Origin of the sequence: Streptomyces sp. AJS327, from assembly GCF_013450295.1 — a bacterium.
GTDB lineage: Bacteria > Actinomycetota > Actinomycetes > Streptomycetales > Streptomycetaceae > Streptomyces.
The window spans coordinates 276,812-295,154 of the sequence record NZ_SKBR01000001.1; the positions used below are offsets into that span (position 1 = coordinate 276,812).

Sequence of the window (18,343 nt, forward strand, 5' to 3'; positions counted from 1 at the left end):
CGCGGCTCAGCCGGCCATGGCCGCGATGATGCGGGGCAGGAGTACGGCGTTGGCGCTGCCGAGGGACACCCTCACCGGCTGGTGCCTGCCCCGCTCATGGATCCACACCAGGCCGTCCGCGACCTCGACGTCCGTGAGCGAACCCCAATCGGCCTCCATGACCCCGCGCAGCGTGAGCCCGCCGCGGTGCACGAGCACCTCGCCAACGGTGAACGACCCGCCGCGCCGGATCAGGTCGAGACGCTCCGCGAGCAGCCGGGGTTCGAGCACGCGCTGCGCGAACTCGACCAAGGCCAGCCACGCTTCGGGGGCTTGTGCCCTCTTACCGCCCTTGCTCCATGTCAGATCTCCCAGGCTCTTCGGTGAGTTCCCGTATCCGCCCACGCCGAACGTGTACGTGTTGGTGTACGTGGAGGGGAACAGGAAGCCCAGGTGTTTGGTCCGCGAGACGGGATACCGGACCCACTCGATCTCCTCCCAGGCCAGCGAGTCACGGCCATACGTGATCCGCTGCTGGTCGGCGACCACGTGTGTCGTCCAGCCGACCAGACTGTCCACGAAGGGGCGCTCGGGGGCCTCTTGGCGCGAGGCCGCGGATCGCGGAGGCGCCGTGCGCGGGGATGCCGTGCGCTGGCCGTTCGCCCCGGCATAGGCCCGCAGCCACGCCGGTACCCCGGCCCGCGGGTAGGCGGCGAGGTCGTTGCGGTAGTGCGTGGGGGCGAGCAGCTGCCCGTCAGGGAGCCGCTCGTCACCGTAGTCGTACTGGGTCGAGACCTGGGCCTGGCCGCCGGGCCCCTTGGTGACGGCGACCAGCAGACGCAGCCACGGTCCGGCCGGCATGGCGGCCGCGAGATGGCGCTGGCGGCGTACGAGAAGGGCTATCCGCTCCGGCACCCGTGCCTCCACGGGCCGTTCGTGCTGCCAGAAGCACAGATCGGCCGTCTCGGCGGAGACCGCGCAGGAGAACGCTGCCACCATGCGCTCCCACCGCTGTGGTCCGCACAGCACCAGCTGGCGGGCGATCTCGTCGGTCAGCGCGGTCACGCGGGCCGCCGTCACGTCCTCGGGCGGGGTACCGACGACGGTGAAGTCAGCGATCGCGCCCGGCTGCCCGGACCGGGCATCGAGGCGCTCGAACTCCGCCTTGAGGTCGTTCATGAACGCCTCCTCGGCGGGCGGACGCCGTACGAAGGCCTCCTCCGCGGTGAACAGGGCGTCGGCCTGTTCGGGCGGGATCGCGGAGGTGACCTCCTTGATCCGCCCCGTGTCGCCGACCATGAACACCGAACGGCCGACGGGCATGTCGAGAAACGCCATGGGATCGCTGTCGTCGACGTCGACGGGCGCGTATACGCTCCAGCCCGCGGCGAACCGATCCGCCACCAGGCCCTGGGTCGGGTAGTCCAGGCCGCCGGTGGCGATGTGCTCCTGGACCAGGGCGATGGCGCGCCGCTCGTCGATGCGTCCGACCGCACCCGGCTGCGGGGCCCTGCCCAGCGGATGGCTCGGGTCCGCCCCGTCTGGGCCCGGGTAGTGGTGAGTGAGCTCGAACCACAGGCGCAACTCGTCGGCGGTCACAGCGTCGGTCCCGGGGCTCACAGCGTCCCACATATCTCCGGGATAGCGGGCGTAGAGGGCGACGGACTCCCCCTCGGAGACGGTCACGTAGTCGCAGGCGTGGAAATCCCCGTACGCGGCGACCATGGCGAGCGATGGCGCGGCGGGGCGCTCCTCGCGCGCGATTTCCCCGCCGTCCATGCCTATCGCGGCCAGTACATGGCGGGGCATCAGCACCACTCCCTCGCGGACATGGAGGCACGACCGTAGCCCAAGACGACCATCGGGGCGAAGCAGGGGTCCCGTTTCGGGGCCGCCGCCTCAGGCGGTGGGAGCGCTGCCACAACACCACCCACGCCAAGATCCGGTGCCTCGGCGAACAGGCCATTGCCATCCCCAAGGGGTGGCGCCTCCCGCGAAAGCTCCACTGTGGAACCAACCGCATCACCGATGTGGTGATGGCTGCTTTCGCCCTTCACCACGCATCGGCGTGAGGTTGGAGAACGCTCCGTGTGCGGAACGGCGCGCCACCACGTCGCCTCGTACGCGTCGGTGAACGGCTCGGCCAGCGCCGGATCGTGGTGCACCTCCACGCGCGGCCGCTCCGCTGGGGATGGGCCGTTAGCACGACGCCCGACAGCCGACAGCCCGGTGGCCCGCCTCCGCTTCGCCGGGCGCCCGACCGCCCGGCCACGGCGTCCGAAGTGAGCCCGGCGCGGCGGGAGTCGGGGCGCGGTCAGCGGCTGGGGGCGGTGCAGGTGGAGGGGGAGGGCTTGCCGTCGGGCCAGGCCACCCGGACGAGGGTGATCTTGCTCTGGCCCTGTTCCCACTCCGGGTTGAGCCGTACGACGTGCACCGCCTTGTTGTGCGCGCTGCCGGTGTTGTCGAGGCAGATCCAGCCGCTGACCCCGGGGACCTTGTCCACGTTCTTCAGCCGCCGCCAGCCGTCCCACACCTCGTCCAGCCGGGGTGTCCGGCGTCCGTTGTCCGACTGGAGACGGATGGAGGTGATGGCGGTGCGGGCCGCGTCGTAGGTGGTCATGAGGCGGGAGTCGGTCAGGCTGGCGCCCTTCAGTTTGCTGGCCGCCACGCGCAGCGCCGCGAGTTCCTTGCGGGCGCTCCGTGCCTCGGGGGCGTCGGAGGTCTTCCAGGCGTCGGGGTGGGCCACCGAGGCGTACTCGACGGTGACGCGTTTCAGCGCCTTGCGCCACTCGTCGGTCCTGTCCTTCGGCACGTACGAGTCGACGGTCGAGGCTCCCGAACCCGTGATGATCCGGAAGGTGTTGCCGGTGTTCTCACACGGCTGGTCGCCCAGTTTCTCGACCAGTAGCCGGAGTTGGGGTGGGCGTCCGGCGAAGAACACGGTGTCGCTGCCGGATTGGCAGATGTTCTGCACGATGTTCTGGAAGTCCCCGGCCAGCGTCCGGTCGTCGTCGCCGCGCCGGGTCGAGGTGTACTGCTCGGACTCCAGCGCCCCCGCGGAGCGTTTGGCCTCGAACGCCTCGCGCAGGGTGCGGACGTAGCTGTCGCCCGGGCGGACGTCCTCGACCAGGAAGGCGTCCCGCATGTCGCGGTCGCGGGTGAGCACCGCGGCCTGGTCCCGGTTGGACGGGACGACCCGGCTGAACCCCGGTGTGGTCAGCGAGTCGGCGCTGATCGGGCCGCCGACCACCGGGATGCCCAGCTTCCCCGTCATGTGGCGGATGGCCTCCCCGGTGTTGCGTTCGCTCAGGTCGAAGCCGACCACCGCGCGCAGCCGGTGCTTCCCGTCCTCGGCCATCTCCTTCAACTGCCGTGCCACGGGCCGCCAGTGGGCGCTGCCCACCCCCGGGTTGGCGAGGACGAGCCGAATGGCGGGCCGCGCGGACCGGTTGGCGGCGCGCTGCGCCAGGTAGGCGCCCTGTACCTCGTGCTGTATCTGCCTTTCGGTCGCGGCCCGGCGACGCGGGGCGTTCTCGCCGGAGGTCATCGGGATCATCATGGCGACGGTCACGTAGGGCGCGTCGTCGCCGGTCACCCGGTCGTTCTCGCGCTTGATCCGGGCGCTGACGTCGGTGAGTTCACCGAAGGTGTAGCCGCCGTCGGTGACGCCCGTGCACTCGCCGTCGCGTTCCTCGACGCCCGGCGCGCAGGCGACGTCGGTGAGTCGGTCGTGGGCGACCAACGTCCCGGCGCCCAGGGCCAGTAGCAGGACGAGGTAGAGCGCGCCCTTGGTGAGTGGCCCCGCGCCGCGCGGGGGCAGGGTCCAGGTGTTCCGTGTGTTCCGCGCCATGCCGTTCCTCTCCACGTCCTCTCCACGCCAGCGGACCTCGGGCCGCGACGCGTTCCTGCCCCGTGGTGCCGGGGCGTCGCGCGTCCGGTGGGGCCGTGCCCGGAGAACGGGTGGGCCGTGCCCGGGTCCGGACGGTCACGTGCCCGTGTCCGGTCGTACGGTGTGCGGTTCGTGCCCGTGGTGCGGCGGCCGGTGCCCGTACGGCGTTGCGCTGGTGCCCGTACGTGCCGGTGCCGTTGCGCTTTTCTGCCCGTATGGATGCCCGAACGGTGCGGTGTGGCTGCCCGTTTGGGGCGGTGTCCGTGCCCGTGTGTGCCCGTCCGTGTCGTCCGGAGCGGTGCTCCTCGGCGCGGGCGTGCGAGCGGTTGGTACGAGTGGTGCGGTCCGGTGCGTGCTGGTGCGGTGGTGCCGTGCCGTGCGGTGCTGGCCGGAGCCGTGGGCGCCGGGGTGGGCCGTGGCCGGGTGCCGGGGCGGAGGGTGGTGCGGACGCAGCCGGGCTAGAGCCGCGGCAGGTGCGGTGGTTTGACGCCGTGTACGAGGGACCGCGTCCAGGCGTGCGCGGCGCGGGTGTAGGTCTGGCTGCCCGCCGGGACACCAGCCAGGTACATCAGCTTCTGCCCGAAGGTCTCGATCTCGTCCACGTCGGGGACGGTGTCCGGTGCGGAGAACGACCAGAGCAGGTCGACGAGAGCGGCGATCACCCGGTGCGGTCCCCGGTCGCTCTCGTGCACGCACGCCGAGCAACGTCCGCTCTCGCCGGGGGCGTTGGCTTCGGCGTCCGTCAGCATCCCGCTCGGCGGCCGTGGTGCGGCGCACACGATCTGGAGGTCGGAGAGCCACTTCTCCGCCCGGCGCTCCTCCTCCGGCGTGCGCTGCTCCTCCGGCGCGCGCTGCTCCTCCGGTACGCGCCGCGCGAACTTCGTGTGCAGGGCGCAGACCACGGCGTGCCGGTCGCCCAACGCCAGGGTGTGGTGCAGGCACTGGACGGAGTGCTCGCGCGTGCCGAAAGGGCCGGGGTCCCGCTGGTCGGAGCAGTAGACGGCGCGGGCGCGACGGTGGGCCCGCGCCCAGAGGTCGGGGTCGTCGGCGGCGAGCAGCTGGGAGAAGGCCGTGCGGACGGTGTAGTCCCGCACCAGTGGTGTGTCGCTTCCGAGCCCCGGCCAGGGCTTCTCCTGCTGCCAGTGGTCCTCGCGCGGCAGCAGCGTCAGTGCCTTCCGCTCCCAGGACTCGCTGTGCGAACCGCCAGCCGGTCCGTCCTCCGGTCCGTCGCCCGGTCCGTCGTCGGGTCCGTCGTCGGGCTCGCCGTCCGGTCGGTCGTCCGGCCGTGCGTTCCGCCCGTCGTCCGGCCGTGTGTCCGGCAGCCCGTCGTGGAACTCCCGCCAGAGGGCCTTCGCCGCCGATCCGTCCAGGGCCACCGAGAGCAACGGCAGCCACTCCCGGGCCTCCTGGTTCCGCACCAGGTGGTGGGCGAGCGCCCGGACCGCGGCCAGCTCCTGCTGTTCCCGCGTGGTCCCCTCCCGCGGCGGTTCGCGGAGCACGGTCACCATCGCGTGGATGCTGCCCGCCCGTCCCCCGCAGCGCCGCTGGATGATCCCGGTCGCGTGGGTCGACGGCGGACGGTTCGTGGGGAACATCTGCCGGACCTGGTGCCGGGACAGCTGGGGCGCCGCCAGCGGCAGCAACCACCGTCCGGGCGAGGTGTCGTGGGCGGGCTGTCCGGCCCACTGCTTCCCGGCCTCCGCGACCTGCTCGGCGCTGGTCAGTCCGGACGGGTCGCCCAGCGCGGTGAGGAGGATGACCGGCCTGGTGAGGGTGCCGGTGTCGAAGGGCGCCGCGTAGGCGCGCAGCAGCGCGGCGGTGAGCCGGTCCCCGGTCTCGGTGTGCGTGTTGTCGAGCATCAGCAGTGGCCGGGGGAGCTTGTTCCAGCGGCGTAGCTGCCCGTAGTGCGCGCTGATGTCGGCGAGTAATGCCCGGAAGAGCAGTTCATCCGCGAAGTCCGGGTCGCCCTCCGGGGCTTCGAGGGTGAACAGGAAGCGCGCGAGCTTTTCGAGCGGACCGCCCTGGAAGTACGGGGTGAGCTGCTCTCCCCACCACTCCACGGTCCGCCCGCCGGTGCGGCCTCTCTGGTGCAGCTCGGGTACGACCTGCACGGCGGTCGAGGCCACGCTCCCCAGGTACGGCACCATCGGGAAGACGTCCTGGAGCACGCCGGGCAGCAGCTCAAGCCAGCGGCGCAGCGGCCCACGCAGCATCCCGTCCCTGACGTTCTGGTCCTCTAAGAGGGACGCCAACTGAGTTTCGGCGGCGTTGAGTTGAGGGTTACTGGTGTCGCTCACCGCGTGCCATCTGGCCATGACCAGCAGGCCGATCTGGGAGCGTGGGAACGGTACGCCGCGCCGTCCGGGCACGCTGGCGGCCACGTCACGGGCGAGCCGGTGGACCGCCCCGGGCACCGGTAACGCGCTCGACGGGCCGTCCCGCCGAAGGGTCACGGACGGCGCCCCGACATCGAGCAGCGCGGCCGGAATCCGGTCGCGGTAGCTGGCCTGGAGCGCGGCGAGCGGCGCGCTCTTGCCCGCGCCCACCCCGCCGGTGAGCTGGATGACGGGTGGACCGTTCGGGAAGGGGCTGTCGAGCAGCGCGTTCCCGTGGCGTTCCAGGCCGATGAGCGCCGGTACGAATTCGTCCAGGAGGCTGTGGTACCCGCAGAGATGGACCATCCCGTTTCCCCGTCCCCGTCGGTCCGTCATGTCGCAGGGGTAGCGCCCGCATCGTAGGGGCGCGCGCCAGTGGGGCGCTACGGAGCGGGGCGGTCGGCCGTGAACTGTCACCGTGCCGGGACCGTTCGGCGGTCGAACTGTTGCGATTCGGCGGTCAGTTGGGGTTGCGGCGGCCGTCGGCCGCCGGGGCGCGGACCCGTGTACGGGAGCGGGGCGTGGCGACCGGGAGCCCGGCGGGGAGTTGGGAGCCGTGGGGTGGCCGTGGGACTGGGAGCCGTGGGACTGGGGGCCGTTGGGCCGGGAGTCATGGGGCTGGGGGCGGTGGGGTGCGCGGGCCCCACCGGTCGACCGCCCCGGTGGGGCCGACTCCGCCCACGTGCGGGGGATCGTCGGGTCCGGTGCCACCGGCTCCGCCCGCTCGCGGGGGGCCGCCGGGCGGGGTCGCACACCCGCCCGCTCGCCCGGGGCCGTGAGCCCCGGGGGTGTCCGGCCGCGCGGAGGCCCTCAGGCCGTTCCGTACTCCCTCCGCGCGGCGGTCTCAGGGGGCGCCGTCAATCGGCACCACATTGATCAGTTTCTTGTTGACGAACTCGTGGATGCCGTACTCGGACAGTTCGCGGCCGTACCCGGAGTGCTTGGTACCGCCGAACGGGAGGTCCGCCTTGGTCCACGTCGGATGGTTGACGAACACCATGCCGGTGTGGATCCGCCGGGCCACCTCCTCCCCGTGCGCGGGGTCGGAGGTGAACACCGAACCGCCCAGCCCGAAGCTGGAGTCGTTCGCCAGCCGCACGGCCTCGTCCTCGTCCCGCACCCGGAAGAACATCGCGATCGGCCCGAAGATCTCCTGGTCGTAGACCGGGTTCCGCTCGTCGATGTCGGTCAGCAGCGCCGGTTCCACGAAGGCGCCGCGCTCCGGCACCCGCGCCCCCGTACTGATCAGCGTGGCGCCGCCGTTGACCGCCTCCCGTACCTGCTCCCGTACCGTGTCCGCCGCCTGCTGCGAGGACAGCGGCGGGAGTGTGGTCTCCTCGTCGAACGGGTCGCCCGCGCGCAACGCGCCCAGCGCGTCCCGGAGTTTGACCAGGAACTCGTCGGCCAGCTCCTCCACCACGATGATCCGCTTCGCGGCGACGCAACTCTGCCCGCAGTTGTTCATCCGTCCCCAGCGGGCCCACTCCACGGTCCGGTCCACGTCCGCGTCGGCCAGCACGATCAGCGCGTCGCTCCCGCCCAGCTCCAGGGTGTTCTTCTTCAGCTGCTTGCCCGCCTCCCCGGCCACCGCCGCTCCGGCCGCCTCCCCGCCGGTCAGCGCCACCCCCTGCACCCGGTCGTCCGCGATCAGCGCGTTGACCTGCTCCTTGCTGGCGTACAGGTTGGTGTACACGCCCTCCGGCGCGCCCGCCTCCAGGAACAGCCGCTCCACCGCGCCCGCCGACTGCGGAACGATCGAGGCGTGCTTGACCAGCACCACGTTGCCCGCCATCAGGTTGGGCGCCGCGAACCTCGCCAGCTGGTAGTAGGGGAAGTTCCACGGCTGAATTCCGAGCAGCACCCCCATCGGCTCGCTGACGACCCGGGCCTCGCCCTCGTCGGGGCTCGCCACACTCAGCGTCTCCGGCGCCAGAAAGTCCTCCGCGTTGTTCGCGTAGTACTCCAGGATCTCCGCGCTGAGCCGTACCTCGTCCAGCGCCTCCCGGTACAGCTTGCCCATTTCCAGGGTGAGCAGCCGCGCGTAGTCGTCCTTGTACTCCCGCAGCATTCCCGCCGCGCGCAGGACGACCTTCGCGCGCTGCGGAAAGGACGACTCGGCCCAGAACCGGGAGGCGGAGTCGGCACGCGCCACCCGCTCCTCCAGTTCGGCCTCGGAGAGGCCCCGGAAACTCGCGAGTGTCTCGTTGGTGTACGGGTTGATGGTCGCGTAACCCATGTCGTCCTCCGCCCGGCGGTTCTCGGTTCAGCGTTCCGGGGGCGCGATATGCGCGGCACATCGACCCCGTGGGGGAGCGGGTTTCCCTGTCCCGGTGACCCACACCCGCCAGCGGCCGATCCGTTCCCCCAGCCTGGACTCCCCGGGCTCTGATCACCACCGGGGACGGGAGCTGGCTCCCCGCCGGGCGTTCAGCGGGTGCCCGCCGGGGCCCGGCGGGCGAATGCCGGGAAATGACGGAGAGACCAGCCGGCGGCGACGGCGAGGGTAATCGCCCGCTCCCGGGGTACCCCGGGTCAGCGCCGGACGGAAACCTTGTCCAGTCCTGGACGGAAACCCTTGTCCACTCCGTGAGGAATCCACCGCCCCATACCGTACGGAACGGTCTGAGCCGCGTGCGTGACGGCACCGGAAGGCGGCGGCGAGCCGACGGAAGAGGAAAGCCGGAAGTAAACCGGGGGAAACCGGCTGAAAGGGGCGGAAGGGCGCGGCGGGAAACGATCGGAGCGCGGACGCGAAAGGAACGGGAAAGGAGCCGAGAATGAGCACGGAACGGCGGCGGGTGGCCCTGGTGACCGGGGCCGCGAAGGGCATCGGCCACGGAATAGCGCTACGGCTGGCAACGGACGGATTCGATATCGGCATCGTCGATCTCGCCTCCCAGCGGAACGAGGCGGAGAATCTCGCGGACCGGGTGCGCACGCTCGGCCAGGGAGCCACGGTCATCAGCGCGGACGTCTCGGACCAGCGGCAGGTGTTCGAGGCCGTGGAGGAGACGGCGGGGCAGCTGCACGGTCTCGACGCGATGGTCAACAACGCGGGGATCGCGCAGGTCAAACCGCTCTCCGAGGTGACGCCCGAGGAGTTCGACCAGATCCTGAGCGTCAACGTCGCCAGCGTGCTGTTCGGCATCCAGGCGGCGGCGCGGAAGTTCCGGGAACTCGGCGTGCGCGGCCGGATCGTCAACGCCTGTTCCATCGCGGGCCAGTCCGGCTTCCCGATGCTCGGGGCCTACTCGGCGACGAAGTTCGCGGTGAAGGGGCTGACGCAGGCGGCGGCCCAGGAACTCGCGGCGGACGGCATCACCGTCAACTCCTACTGCCCCGGCATCGTCGGCACCTCGATGTGGGACACCATCGACGAACTGATGAGCAGATACAACGGACTTGAGCGCGGAGCCACCATGCGGAAGTACGCGGAGGGCATCGCGCTCGGCCGCGTCGAGACGCCGGAGGACGTGGCCGGGCTGGTGTCCTTCCTGGTCGGAAGGGACGCGGGCTACCTGACGGGACAGTCCGTGCTGATCGACGGCGGCATGATCTACCGCTGACCCGCTCCGGTCCACACCCTCCGCCCCGAGTCGCCTCGCCCGGCCCGCCCCCTCCGCCCGGAGCGGCGACGCCCAACCACCGTGCGACACACGGTGGTTGGATGCCAGCCAGCCTCCGCGCGGCCGGGTGGGGACGCGCCCCCACAGCCGTGTGGAGACGCGCCCTCACGGCTCGGTGGAGGGGAACCAGCCCCTCCCGTACGTCAGTTGGTCGCGGCGGACAGCACCACGTCGACCAGCCGCTCGGCGGCGTCCGGACGACCGTGCGCCCGGGCCGCCTCCGCCATCGCCACGCGCCGCGCCGGATCGTCGAGCAGCGGCCCCAGCGCGTTCCACAGCTGGTTCGCGTCCACGTCCCCGGTGAGCGCGACGGCCGCGCCCGCCTCCTCCAAGTGCCGTGCGTTGTGCGCCTGTTCGTTGCCCGCGGCGGAGGCGAGCGGCACGAACACGGCGGGCTTGCCGAGCGCGGTCAGCTCCGCGAGGGTACCGGCGCCGCTGCGGGAGACCACGACGTCGGCGAGCGCCAGGACGTCGGGGAGTTCCGCGCCGACGAACCCGGTGAGGTGGTACCGCCCGGCGAGTCGCGGCGGGAGCGCCGCCGCACCCGCGCGCAGTTCCTCGACGTTCGCGGGGCCGCACTGGTGGATGACGTTCGCGCGCTCGGTGAGCCACGGCAACGCGTCCCGGATCATGTCGTTGATCTGCCGCGCGCCCTGTGCGCCACCGGTGACGTAGACGGTGGGGAGCCGCCGGTCGAAACCGTTCAGCCCGAGCGCGCCGAACGCCTTCTCCGGGTGGCCGCTCAGGACCTCCGGCCGCACCGGGTTGCCGGTGACGACCGCCGCCGACCGTACGGCCTCCGGCAGGAGCGGCAGCGTCGACTCCGAGGAGACCGCGATGCGCGCCGCTGACCCGGCCAACTTCCGGTTGGCCAGCCCGAGTCGGACGGTCTGCTCGTGCAGCACCAGCGGACTCCTGCACAGCCGGGCGGCCAGTCCGGCCGGGACGGCGACGTAACCACCGGTCGCCAGAACGGCGTTGGGGCGGAAGCGCCGGATCGCCTTCCGGGCCTGGAGGACACCGAGCGGCACCCGGGCCATGTCCCTGACGTTCGCGGGGGAGACCATCTTCAGCGGGTTCGCGGACCGGCGGATCTTGCCCGTCGCGACGGTCGTGAAGGGGATGCCCTCGGCCGGGGCGACGCGGGCCTCCAGCCCCTCCGGCGTGCCGATCCACAGGACGTCCAACGCCCGTCCTTCGGCGGCCAGTCGGGCCTGCAACGCACGGATCGCGGTGAGCGCGGGATAGGTGTGCCCGCCGGTACCTCCTCCCGAGACGACGAGTCGGAAGGTGCCCGGGGGTGGGGAAGCGGGTTGAGTCACCCGGGGCACCCTAGTAGGCGACCGCCGCCCCGTCCCAGCCGGACTCCGGCGGCCGCGCCCGTGGCACCCGCCCCTCCCCGCAGCCCCGGGCCCCCGCCAGCGGTACCGCGCCCGACCGCGTCTGCCCTTCGGCGGCCGCCCGTCCGCGTCCTGGGCACCGGGGACGGGCCCCGCCGGTACGGTCGAGGCCGCGGCCGGGACACCGGTGCGCCCCACACCGGACGAGAGCCGGACCAGAGCCGGACCGGGGACAGACCGGAGGCAGACCGGAAGGGAAACGGACGTGACGATGCCAGCTGACGAGGCCGGAGATACCCCGAACGCCCCCGGCACCGGGGACGAGGCCCACGGACGGGACCACGGAACCGGCACCGGAACCGGACCCCGCACCGGAACCGGGTCGGGGCCCGATCACGGCACCGGGCCCGAAACCGGGCCCGGGTCCGGGACGGCACCCGGGCCCGGCTCGGCCGGGGAACGTGGCGCCGGCCGGGGACGGGTGAGCGGGCGCTCCGGTCCGGGCGGGGCCGGGACGGGACCGCTGGCCGGGTACACGGTCGGGGTGACCGCGGCGCGCCGTGCCGACGACCTGGTGGCGCTGCTGGAGCGGCGCGGCGCCGAGGTGGTCCGGGCCCCCGCACTGCGTACCGTCCCACTCGACGACGACACCGAACTGCTCGCCCGCACACGGGAGTTGCTGGACACTCCGCCGGACGTGGTGGTGGCGACCACCGCCGTGGGCTTCCGCGGCTGGATGACCGTGGCGGAGCGCTGGGGCGTGGGGTCCGCCCTGCTGGAGCGGCTGGACGAGGCGGAGTTGCTGGCGCGCGGCCCCAAGGTGCGGGGCGCGGTCCGCGCGGCCGGACTGCGTGAGCGGTGGTCCCCGGCGTCGGAGTCGCTGGCCGAGGTCGTCGACCGGCTGCTGGAGGAGGGGGTGTCCGGCCGCCGGATCGCCCTCCAACTGCACGGCGAACCGGTGCCGGACGTCGAGGAGGCGCTGCGCGCCGCCGGGGCCGAGGTGCTACCGGTGCCGGTGTACCGCTGGCTGCCCCCACACGACCCGGGCCCCGTCGACGAGTTGACCGACGCGGTGCTCGCCCGCTCTGTGGACGCCCTCACGTTCACCAGTGCCCCGGCGGTGGTCTCACTGCTGGACCGTGCCGAACACCGGGGCCTGCTACCGGAGTTGCTGACCGCGTTGCGGGACGGGACGCTGCCCGTCTGCGTCGGCCCGGTGACCGCGGCGCCACTGGAGCGGCGGGGCGTGCCCAGCCTCCAGCCCGAACGCTACCGACTGGCCCCGATGGTGGACCTGCTCTGCGCCGAACTGACCGGCCGAGCACGCCGGTTGTGAGCCCGAACGCAGCGGTTTCCGAACGCGGCGGTTCCCGGACGCACCCGGCTCGCGCCATATCCAGCTCGCCCTGACGCGCGCGGCTGTCCAATCCACGCGGTTCCCCGACCCGCGCGGCTCCCGAACTCCCGTAGCTCCCGAACTCCTGTGGCTCCCCAACTCCCGTGGCTCCCGAACTCCCCACGCCGCCACCGCCGTTGTGGACCCGTCCAGCACCCTCCTGGGTCCCGCCCCCCGTCTCGGCCCACGGCCGCGCGGGGCGCCGTGGCTCGCCGCGCGGCCTCGCGTTCGTGGGGCGGCCGCGGGTGTGTCGCTCGCGGTATCCGGCTGGTTTCGGCCGGGCGGGGCCGGGCAGGCGGCCGGTCGGCACGGTACGGGGCGGCAGCGGCGTTCCGGTTGGCGATACGCGGAGCGGGACCGGGCGACGCCGCGCCGCACCGTGCGCGGCCGGTGCGGCGTGACCGGGGAGGCCGCCTCGCGGACCGTCGCCGGCGTACCTCGCGCGGTGAGCGCCGCCCGTGTGTGCTCACGTTGTGCGCGTGCTGTGCGTGCGCCGTGCGCGCCGGTCGCGTACGGTAGACGGCTGCCCAGGCCGTATCCGGCGGTTTCGACGCCGGACGGCGCGGTCGGTCCGGCACCGTCGGGGGCGGGTCCGCCCCGGCTGCCGTTCGGCGCATCGGTACGTGCCACGGGTGACCGGGCCCGGCTGAAACCGTCCGGCCGTGGCTCAGCGACGAGAAGGGGATCGCCGCGTTGGGAGCGCAGCACGACAGTGTCCGGGACCGGGAGATTCACGAGGAACAGAAGCACCTCGACCGGGTGTACCGGAGACTGGGGGAGAAGATCCACGAGGCGGAGTTCCTCATGGACGACGCCTCCAAGCGGGCGCAGGTCGGGACACCGGGAGCGCTCGCGGAGCGGGACGCGCAGGTGTTCCGCGCGGGGGTGCACCTCAACCGGCTGAACAGCGAGTTCGAGGACTTCCTCTTCGGGCGGATCGACCTGCTGCTCGGACGCGACGGCGTACGCGGCCCGGACGGCGCCTACACGTCCGTCGACCCCGCCGACGAGGCGGTGGCGCCCGACGGCACCGCCGAGATCGCGGAGACCCTGCACATCGGCCGTCTCGGGGTGCTGGACGCCGAGTACTCCCCGCTCGTCATCGACTGGCGCGCCCCGGCCGCCGCGCCGTTCTACCGCGCGACCCCGCTGAACCCCGGCCGCGTCGTCCGGCGGAGGGTGATCCGCAGCAAGGGGCGGCGGGTGCTGAGCGTCGAGGACGACCTGTTGCGCCCCGAACTCACGCCCCGGCTGCGCGGCGACGAGCTGCCCGTCGTCGGGGACGGTGCCCTGATGGCGGCGCTGGGGCGGTCGCGCGGCCACACCATGCGGGACATCGTCGCCTCCATCCAGGCCGAGCAGGACCTCGTGATCCGGGCCCCGGCCGGGTCGGTGACCGAGGTCGAGGGCGGCCCGGGCACCGGCAAGACCGCGGTGGCGCTGCACCGCGCCGCCTACCTGCTCTACCAGGACCGGCGGCGCTACGCGGGCGGCATCCTGATCGTCAGCCCGACGCCGCTGCTCGTCTCCTACACCGAGGGCGTGCTGCCCTCGCTGGGGGAGGAGGGCCAGGTCGTGATCCGCGCCCTGGGGTCGCTCGCCGCCGACGCGGTCGGAGCCGAGGCCACCGCCTACGACGAGCAGCCGGTGGCCCGGATCAAGGGCTCGGCGCGCATGGTGACGGTGCTGCGCCGGGCGGCGCGCGGAGCGCTGGACCGTGGTGGCCTTCCCGACCGGCTGCGGGTGGTCGCCTTCGGCTCCCGGGTGGAGCTGGACGCGGACGAACTGCGCGCGGTGCGCCGCCAGGTACTCGGCGGCACCGCCCCCGTCAACCTGATGCGGCCGCGCGCGCGGAAGCTGCTGCTGGACGCGCTCTGGGAGAAGTCCGGGGCCCGGCGCCGCCACACCGACCCCGAGCTGATCGCGGAGGCCCGCTCGGGCTTCGACGAGGACGTGTCCACCGAGGACTCCTTCCTGGAGTTCCTGGACGCCTGGTGGCCCGAGTTGAACCCGCGCACCGTCCTGGCCGCGATGGCCGACGAGCGGCTGCTCTCCCGCTGGGCGCGGCGGGTGCTGAAGCCGGACGAGGTGCGCCGCCTGGCCCGCTCCCTCCGCCGCTTCGCCGGAACGGACAGCACGGGGACGGCCAGTTCTGGCGGGGACAGTGCCGGTACGGACAGCTCCGGGACGGACAGCGCTAGTACGTCGGGGCCCGACGGCTCCCGGGCGGGCGCGGCCGGGCCGGAGGGTCCGCTCTCGGTGCACGACGTGGCGCTGCTGGACGAGTTGAACGTGCAGCTCGGCCCCCCGGCCCGCCCCCGGCGCCGGGAGGTGGACCCGCTCGACCAGCTCACCGGGCTGGAGGAGCTGACCACCTTCGCGGACCGCGACCGTCCCCGCGCGGAGCGTGCCGAACGCCTGGAGGAGGAGCGGTCCGACTACGCGCACGTCATCGTGGACGAGGCGCAGGACCTGACCCCGATGCAGTGGCGCATGGTCGGGCGCCGTGGCCGTCAGGCCACCTGGACGATCGTCGGGGACCCGGCGCAGAGTTCCTGGTCGGACCCGGAGGAGTCGGCTCGGGCGCGGGACGAGGCACTGGGTAAGCGGCCCCGGCGGCGCTTCGAGCTGAACGTCAACTACCGCAACCCCGCCGAGGTGGCGGCGCTCGCCGACCGGGTGCTGGCCCTCGCGATGCCGGGGTCCGTGCCGCCACGCGCCGTACGCGGCACCGGACTTGAGCCCCGCTTCCGGGAACTGGGCGTCGACCCCGGCGCGGACGTGCGGGAGGCGGCGGCGGAGCTGCTGGCGGAGGTGGACGGCACCGTCGGCGTCGTGGTGGCGATGGGCCGCCGGGCGGAGGCCCGTACGTGGATCGCGGGGCTGGGGGACCGGGTCGTGGCGCTCGGCAGTCTGGAGGCCAAGGGCCTGGAGTACGACGCGACGCTGGTGGTCTCCCCGGCCGAGATCGCGGACGAGTCCCCGGCCGGTCTGCGGGTGCTGTACGTCGCGCTGACCCGCGCCACCCTCCGTCTGACGGTGCTCTCCGGCCCCGGAGACGTCCCCGACGAGCAGGGCGTCCCCGACCTGCTCCGCGAGTGACCGCACCCCGCTGGGCCCACCCTCGGCGGCCCGGTGGAGCCCTGTTGCGGGACCCGGTTCGCGCGGTCCGGTGCGGGACGGCACGCACCCGCGGCACCCCTCGCGAGGCCCCGAGGGGAGGCCGGGAAGGGGGCGCTCGGACACCCCGGAAGGGGGCGCCCGGAGGGCCCCGGAAGAGCCGTCGGAGGGGGTGCCGGAAACCGCTCATCGCGTGGAATCGCCTTCCGGGGGGCGTTTGTTACTGTGGAGACGGCACCGGCCCGATCCATGCCCCCGGGCCCAACCATTGTCGCTACGAGCGACCACTTGCCGCGAGGCGAGCTGGCGGGTCGGTGTCCTGACCTCCCGGTTCAGCCGGGCGACGGGACCCTCCGCCACGGCGGGGGGTCCCGTCGCGTTCGCCGCCGCGCTCTCGCCTTTCCGGGGCTCCTCCGGACTCCGCGGCTCCCCGGGCTCCTCCGGTTCCCCGGGCCCGCGCTCTCCCACCACCGTGTGGTCCGTCCCTCGCGCCGTGGCGCGCTCCCGTCCTCCGGTCGCCCATCCTCCAACCCACGCCCCCCGCCGCCCGACCGGGGTCGCGCCCGCGCGCTGTGGCTGACGGCGACCGGGGCCACCGAGGGGTGCCGGGAGCCATCGAAGGGCCGCTCGGGACCGGTGGGGGCACGGGGAGGGGGAGGGCTCTCGTATGGTGAAAGGGTCTTTCCGTGATGAGTGGACCCGTTACCGCGTACCGGATGGTAGGTGGCACGATCAGTCAATGTGCCCTGCCTGGGGCCGTGCCAACGACGACGCCCGGGAAGGACGCGTTCATCACGCGACAAGGGAAAGCAGAGGGAAGTCGGCAATGAGCTCGGCGCCAAGCGTCTCGTATTCGATGACGGTCCGCCTGGAGGTCCCCGCCGGCGGGACCGCGGTCAGTCAGATCACCACGGTCGTCGAGTCGTCGGGCGGTTCGGTGACCGGCCTCGACGTCACCGCGTCCGGGCACGAACGGCTGCGCATCGACGTGACCATCGCGGCGAGTTCGACCGCGCACGCCGACGACATCGTGAGCCGGCTGCGCGAGATCGAGGGGGTGACCCTCGGCAAGGTCTCCGACCGTACGTTCCTGATGCACCTCGGCGGCAAGATCGAGATGTCCGCCAAACACCCCATTCGCAACCGCGACGATCTCTCCATGATCTACACCCCGGGGGTGGCCCGGGTCTGCACCCAGATCGCCGAGCACCCGGAGGACGCGCGGCGGCTGACGATCAAGCGGAACAGCGTCGCGGTGGTGACCGACGGCTCCGCGGTGCTGGGCCTGGGGAACATCGGCCCGCAGGCCGCGCTGCCGGTGATGGAGGGCAAGGCCGCGCTGTTCAAGCGGTTCGCGGGCATCGACGCCTGGCCCATCTGCCTGGACACCCAGGACTCCGACGCGATCGTGGAGATCGTCAAGGGCATCGCGCCGGGCTTCTCCGGCATCAACCTGGAGGACATCTCGGCGCCGCGCTGCTTCGAGATCGAGGCCCGGCTGCGGAAGGCCGTCGACATCCCCGTCTTCCACGACGACCAGCACGGAACCGCGATCGTCGTGCTGTCCGCGCTCTACAACGCGCTGCGCGTGGTGGAGAAGTCGATAGAGGACGTGCGGGTGGTGATGTCCGGCGCGGGCGCCGCCGGTACCGCCATCCTCAAGCTCCTGCTGGAGGCGGGGGTGCGGCACGCGGTCGTCGCGGACATCCACGGCGTCGTGCACGGCGGCCGGGCCGACCTGAACGACGGGAGCGAGGACCCCACGCTCCGCTGGATCGCGGACAACACCAACCCCGAGGGCGTCACCGGCACCCTGAAGGAGGCGGTGGTGGGCGCCGACGTGTTCATCGGCGTCTCGGCCCCCGACGTGCTCGACGGGACGGACGTGGCGCGCATGGCGGACGGCGCCATCGTGTTCGCGCTCGCCAATCCGGACCCGGAGGTCGACCCGGCGGTGGCGCGGGAGACGGCCGCCGTGGTAGCCACCGGACGCTCCGACTTCCCGAACCAGATCAACAACGTGCTGGTCTTCCCCGGCGTCTTCCGGGGCCTGCTGGACGCCCAGTCCCGCTCGGTCGACGACCGGATGATGCTCGCCGCCGCCCGTGCCCTCGCCGACGTGGTGTCGCGGGACGAGCTGAACCCCAACTACGTGGTGCCCAGCGTCTTCAACGAGAAGGTGTCCGGCGCGGTGGCCGACGCGGTGCGGAACGCCGCCAGGGCGGCGGAGGGTGAGGAGGAGCCCGCGGTGGCGGTCGCCCCCCGGCCCGGCGAAGGCTGAATTCCGGGCCGCGCGGGCGTTCCGGGCCCGTCCCGGCGGCCCCGGCGCACGGCGCGTCGTGGGCCGGGCGGGTGGCGGCCGCCCGTAGGGTTGCCGCGGTACGGAGCGGAGGCGGCCCACGGAAGTCCGCGCCCCCCGGAAGTCAGCACCGGCGAGCCACCCGAGCTTTTCGTGTGACTCCGCCGCTGTCAGCTGGGCGCCGGATTGGCTTTACCGCCGCAGGTGAGGGCAGGATGCCTCTCTGGGCGCGGGGGTTTCGGATCGCGGACCCGGGTCCGGGGACTCTCCGGGGGCCCTGGCAGCATCGGCTTCGATCTCACGCCTCATTGGCAAGAAG

At 73.0% G+C, this 18,343-nt stretch carries 8 protein-coding genes and 1 pseudogene; 4 read left to right on the forward strand and 5 right to left on the reverse strand.

The features are described 5' to 3' along the window. Window positions 1–6: 6 nt before the first annotated feature. The 4 genes from E0L36_RS01015 to E0L36_RS01030 form a co-directional block, all read right to left on the reverse strand. On the reverse strand, window positions 7–1,788 hold the full coding sequence (locus E0L36_RS01015; protein ID WP_180926959.1) for a hypothetical protein: 1,782 nt from the start codon (window positions 1,786–1,788) through the stop codon (window positions 7–9). A 505-nt stretch (window positions 1,789–2,293) separates the two neighbouring features. Further along, on the reverse strand, window positions 2,294–3,829 hold the full coding sequence (locus tag E0L36_RS01020) for an ABC transporter substrate-binding protein (RefSeq protein ID WP_180926960.1): 1,536 nt from the start codon (window positions 3,827–3,829) through the stop codon (window positions 2,294–2,296). Between the two features lie 497 nt (window positions 3,830–4,326). Then, window positions 4,327–6,549 carry a hypothetical protein gene (locus E0L36_RS01025; RefSeq protein ID WP_180926961.1) on the reverse strand — a complete coding sequence of 741 codons (2,223 nt, stop codon included), beginning with the start codon at window positions 6,547–6,549 and terminating at the stop codon, window positions 4,327–4,329. A 538-nt stretch (window positions 6,550–7,087) separates the two neighbouring features. Beyond that, complete coding sequence (locus E0L36_RS01030; protein ID WP_180926962.1) at window positions 7,088–8,479, reverse strand: NAD-dependent succinate-semialdehyde dehydrogenase; 1,392 nt, start codon at window positions 8,477–8,479, stop codon at window positions 7,088–7,090. A 541-nt stretch (window positions 8,480–9,020) separates the two neighbouring features. On the opposite strand from E0L36_RS01030, the gene E0L36_RS01035 reads away from it, so the two are divergent. Then, window positions 9,021–9,809: an acetoin reductase gene (locus E0L36_RS01035; RefSeq protein WP_180926963.1), complete on the forward strand. Its 789-nt coding sequence runs from the start codon at window positions 9,021–9,023 to the stop codon at window positions 9,807–9,809. Between the two features lie 203 nt (window positions 9,810–10,012). On the opposite strand, the gene E0L36_RS01040 is transcribed toward E0L36_RS01035, so the two are convergent. Next, a complete protein-coding gene (locus E0L36_RS01040) occupies window positions 10,013–11,191 on the reverse strand; it encodes a glycosyltransferase (protein ID WP_180926964.1) in 1,179 nt (392 codons plus the stop codon). A 499-nt stretch (window positions 11,192–11,690) separates the two neighbouring features. On the opposite strand from E0L36_RS01040, the pseudogene E0L36_RS01045 reads away from it, so the two are divergent. From E0L36_RS01045 to E0L36_RS01055, 3 genes and pseudogenes are all read left to right on the forward strand, one after another. Beyond that, window positions 11,691–12,542: pseudogene (locus E0L36_RS01045) on the forward strand (uroporphyrinogen-III synthase); the annotation flags it as partial. 756 nt (window positions 12,543–13,298) lie between these two features. Then, window positions 13,299–15,707 carry a UvrD-helicase domain-containing protein gene (locus E0L36_RS01050; RefSeq protein WP_219636063.1) on the forward strand — a complete coding sequence of 803 codons (2,409 nt, stop codon included), beginning with the start codon at window positions 13,299–13,301 and terminating at the stop codon, window positions 15,705–15,707. Window positions 15,708–16,551: 844 nt separating this feature from the next. Further along, the gene (locus E0L36_RS01055) at window positions 16,552–18,006 is read left to right on the forward strand and encodes an NAD-dependent malic enzyme (RefSeq protein WP_180926966.1); all 1,455 of its coding nucleotides are present in this window, start codon (window positions 16,552–16,554) and stop codon (window positions 18,004–18,006) included. The last annotated feature ends 337 nt before the right edge of the window (window positions 18,007–18,343 follow it).

Coding starts and splice junctions, on each gene's coding strand:
- E0L36_RS01015 (WP_180926959.1), bottom strand. CDS start 1,788: ATGCCCCGCCATGTACTGGCCGCGATAGGCATGGACGGCGGGGAAATC.
- E0L36_RS01020 (WP_180926960.1), bottom strand. CDS start 3,829: ATGGCGCGGAACACACGGAACACCTGGACCCTGCCCCCGCGCGGCGCG.
- E0L36_RS01025 (WP_180926961.1), bottom strand. CDS start 6,549: ATGGTCCATCTCTGCGGGTACCACAGCCTCCTGGACGAATTCGTACCG.
- E0L36_RS01030 (WP_180926962.1), bottom strand. CDS start 8,479: ATGGGTTACGCGACCATCAACCCGTACACCAACGAGACACTCGCGAGT.
- E0L36_RS01035 (WP_180926963.1), top strand. CDS start 9,021: ATGAGCACGGAACGGCGGCGGGTGGCCCTGGTGACCGGGGCCGCGAAG.
- E0L36_RS01055 (WP_180926966.1), top strand. CDS start 16,552: ATGAGCTCGGCGCCAAGCGTCTCGTATTCGATGACGGTCCGCCTGGAG.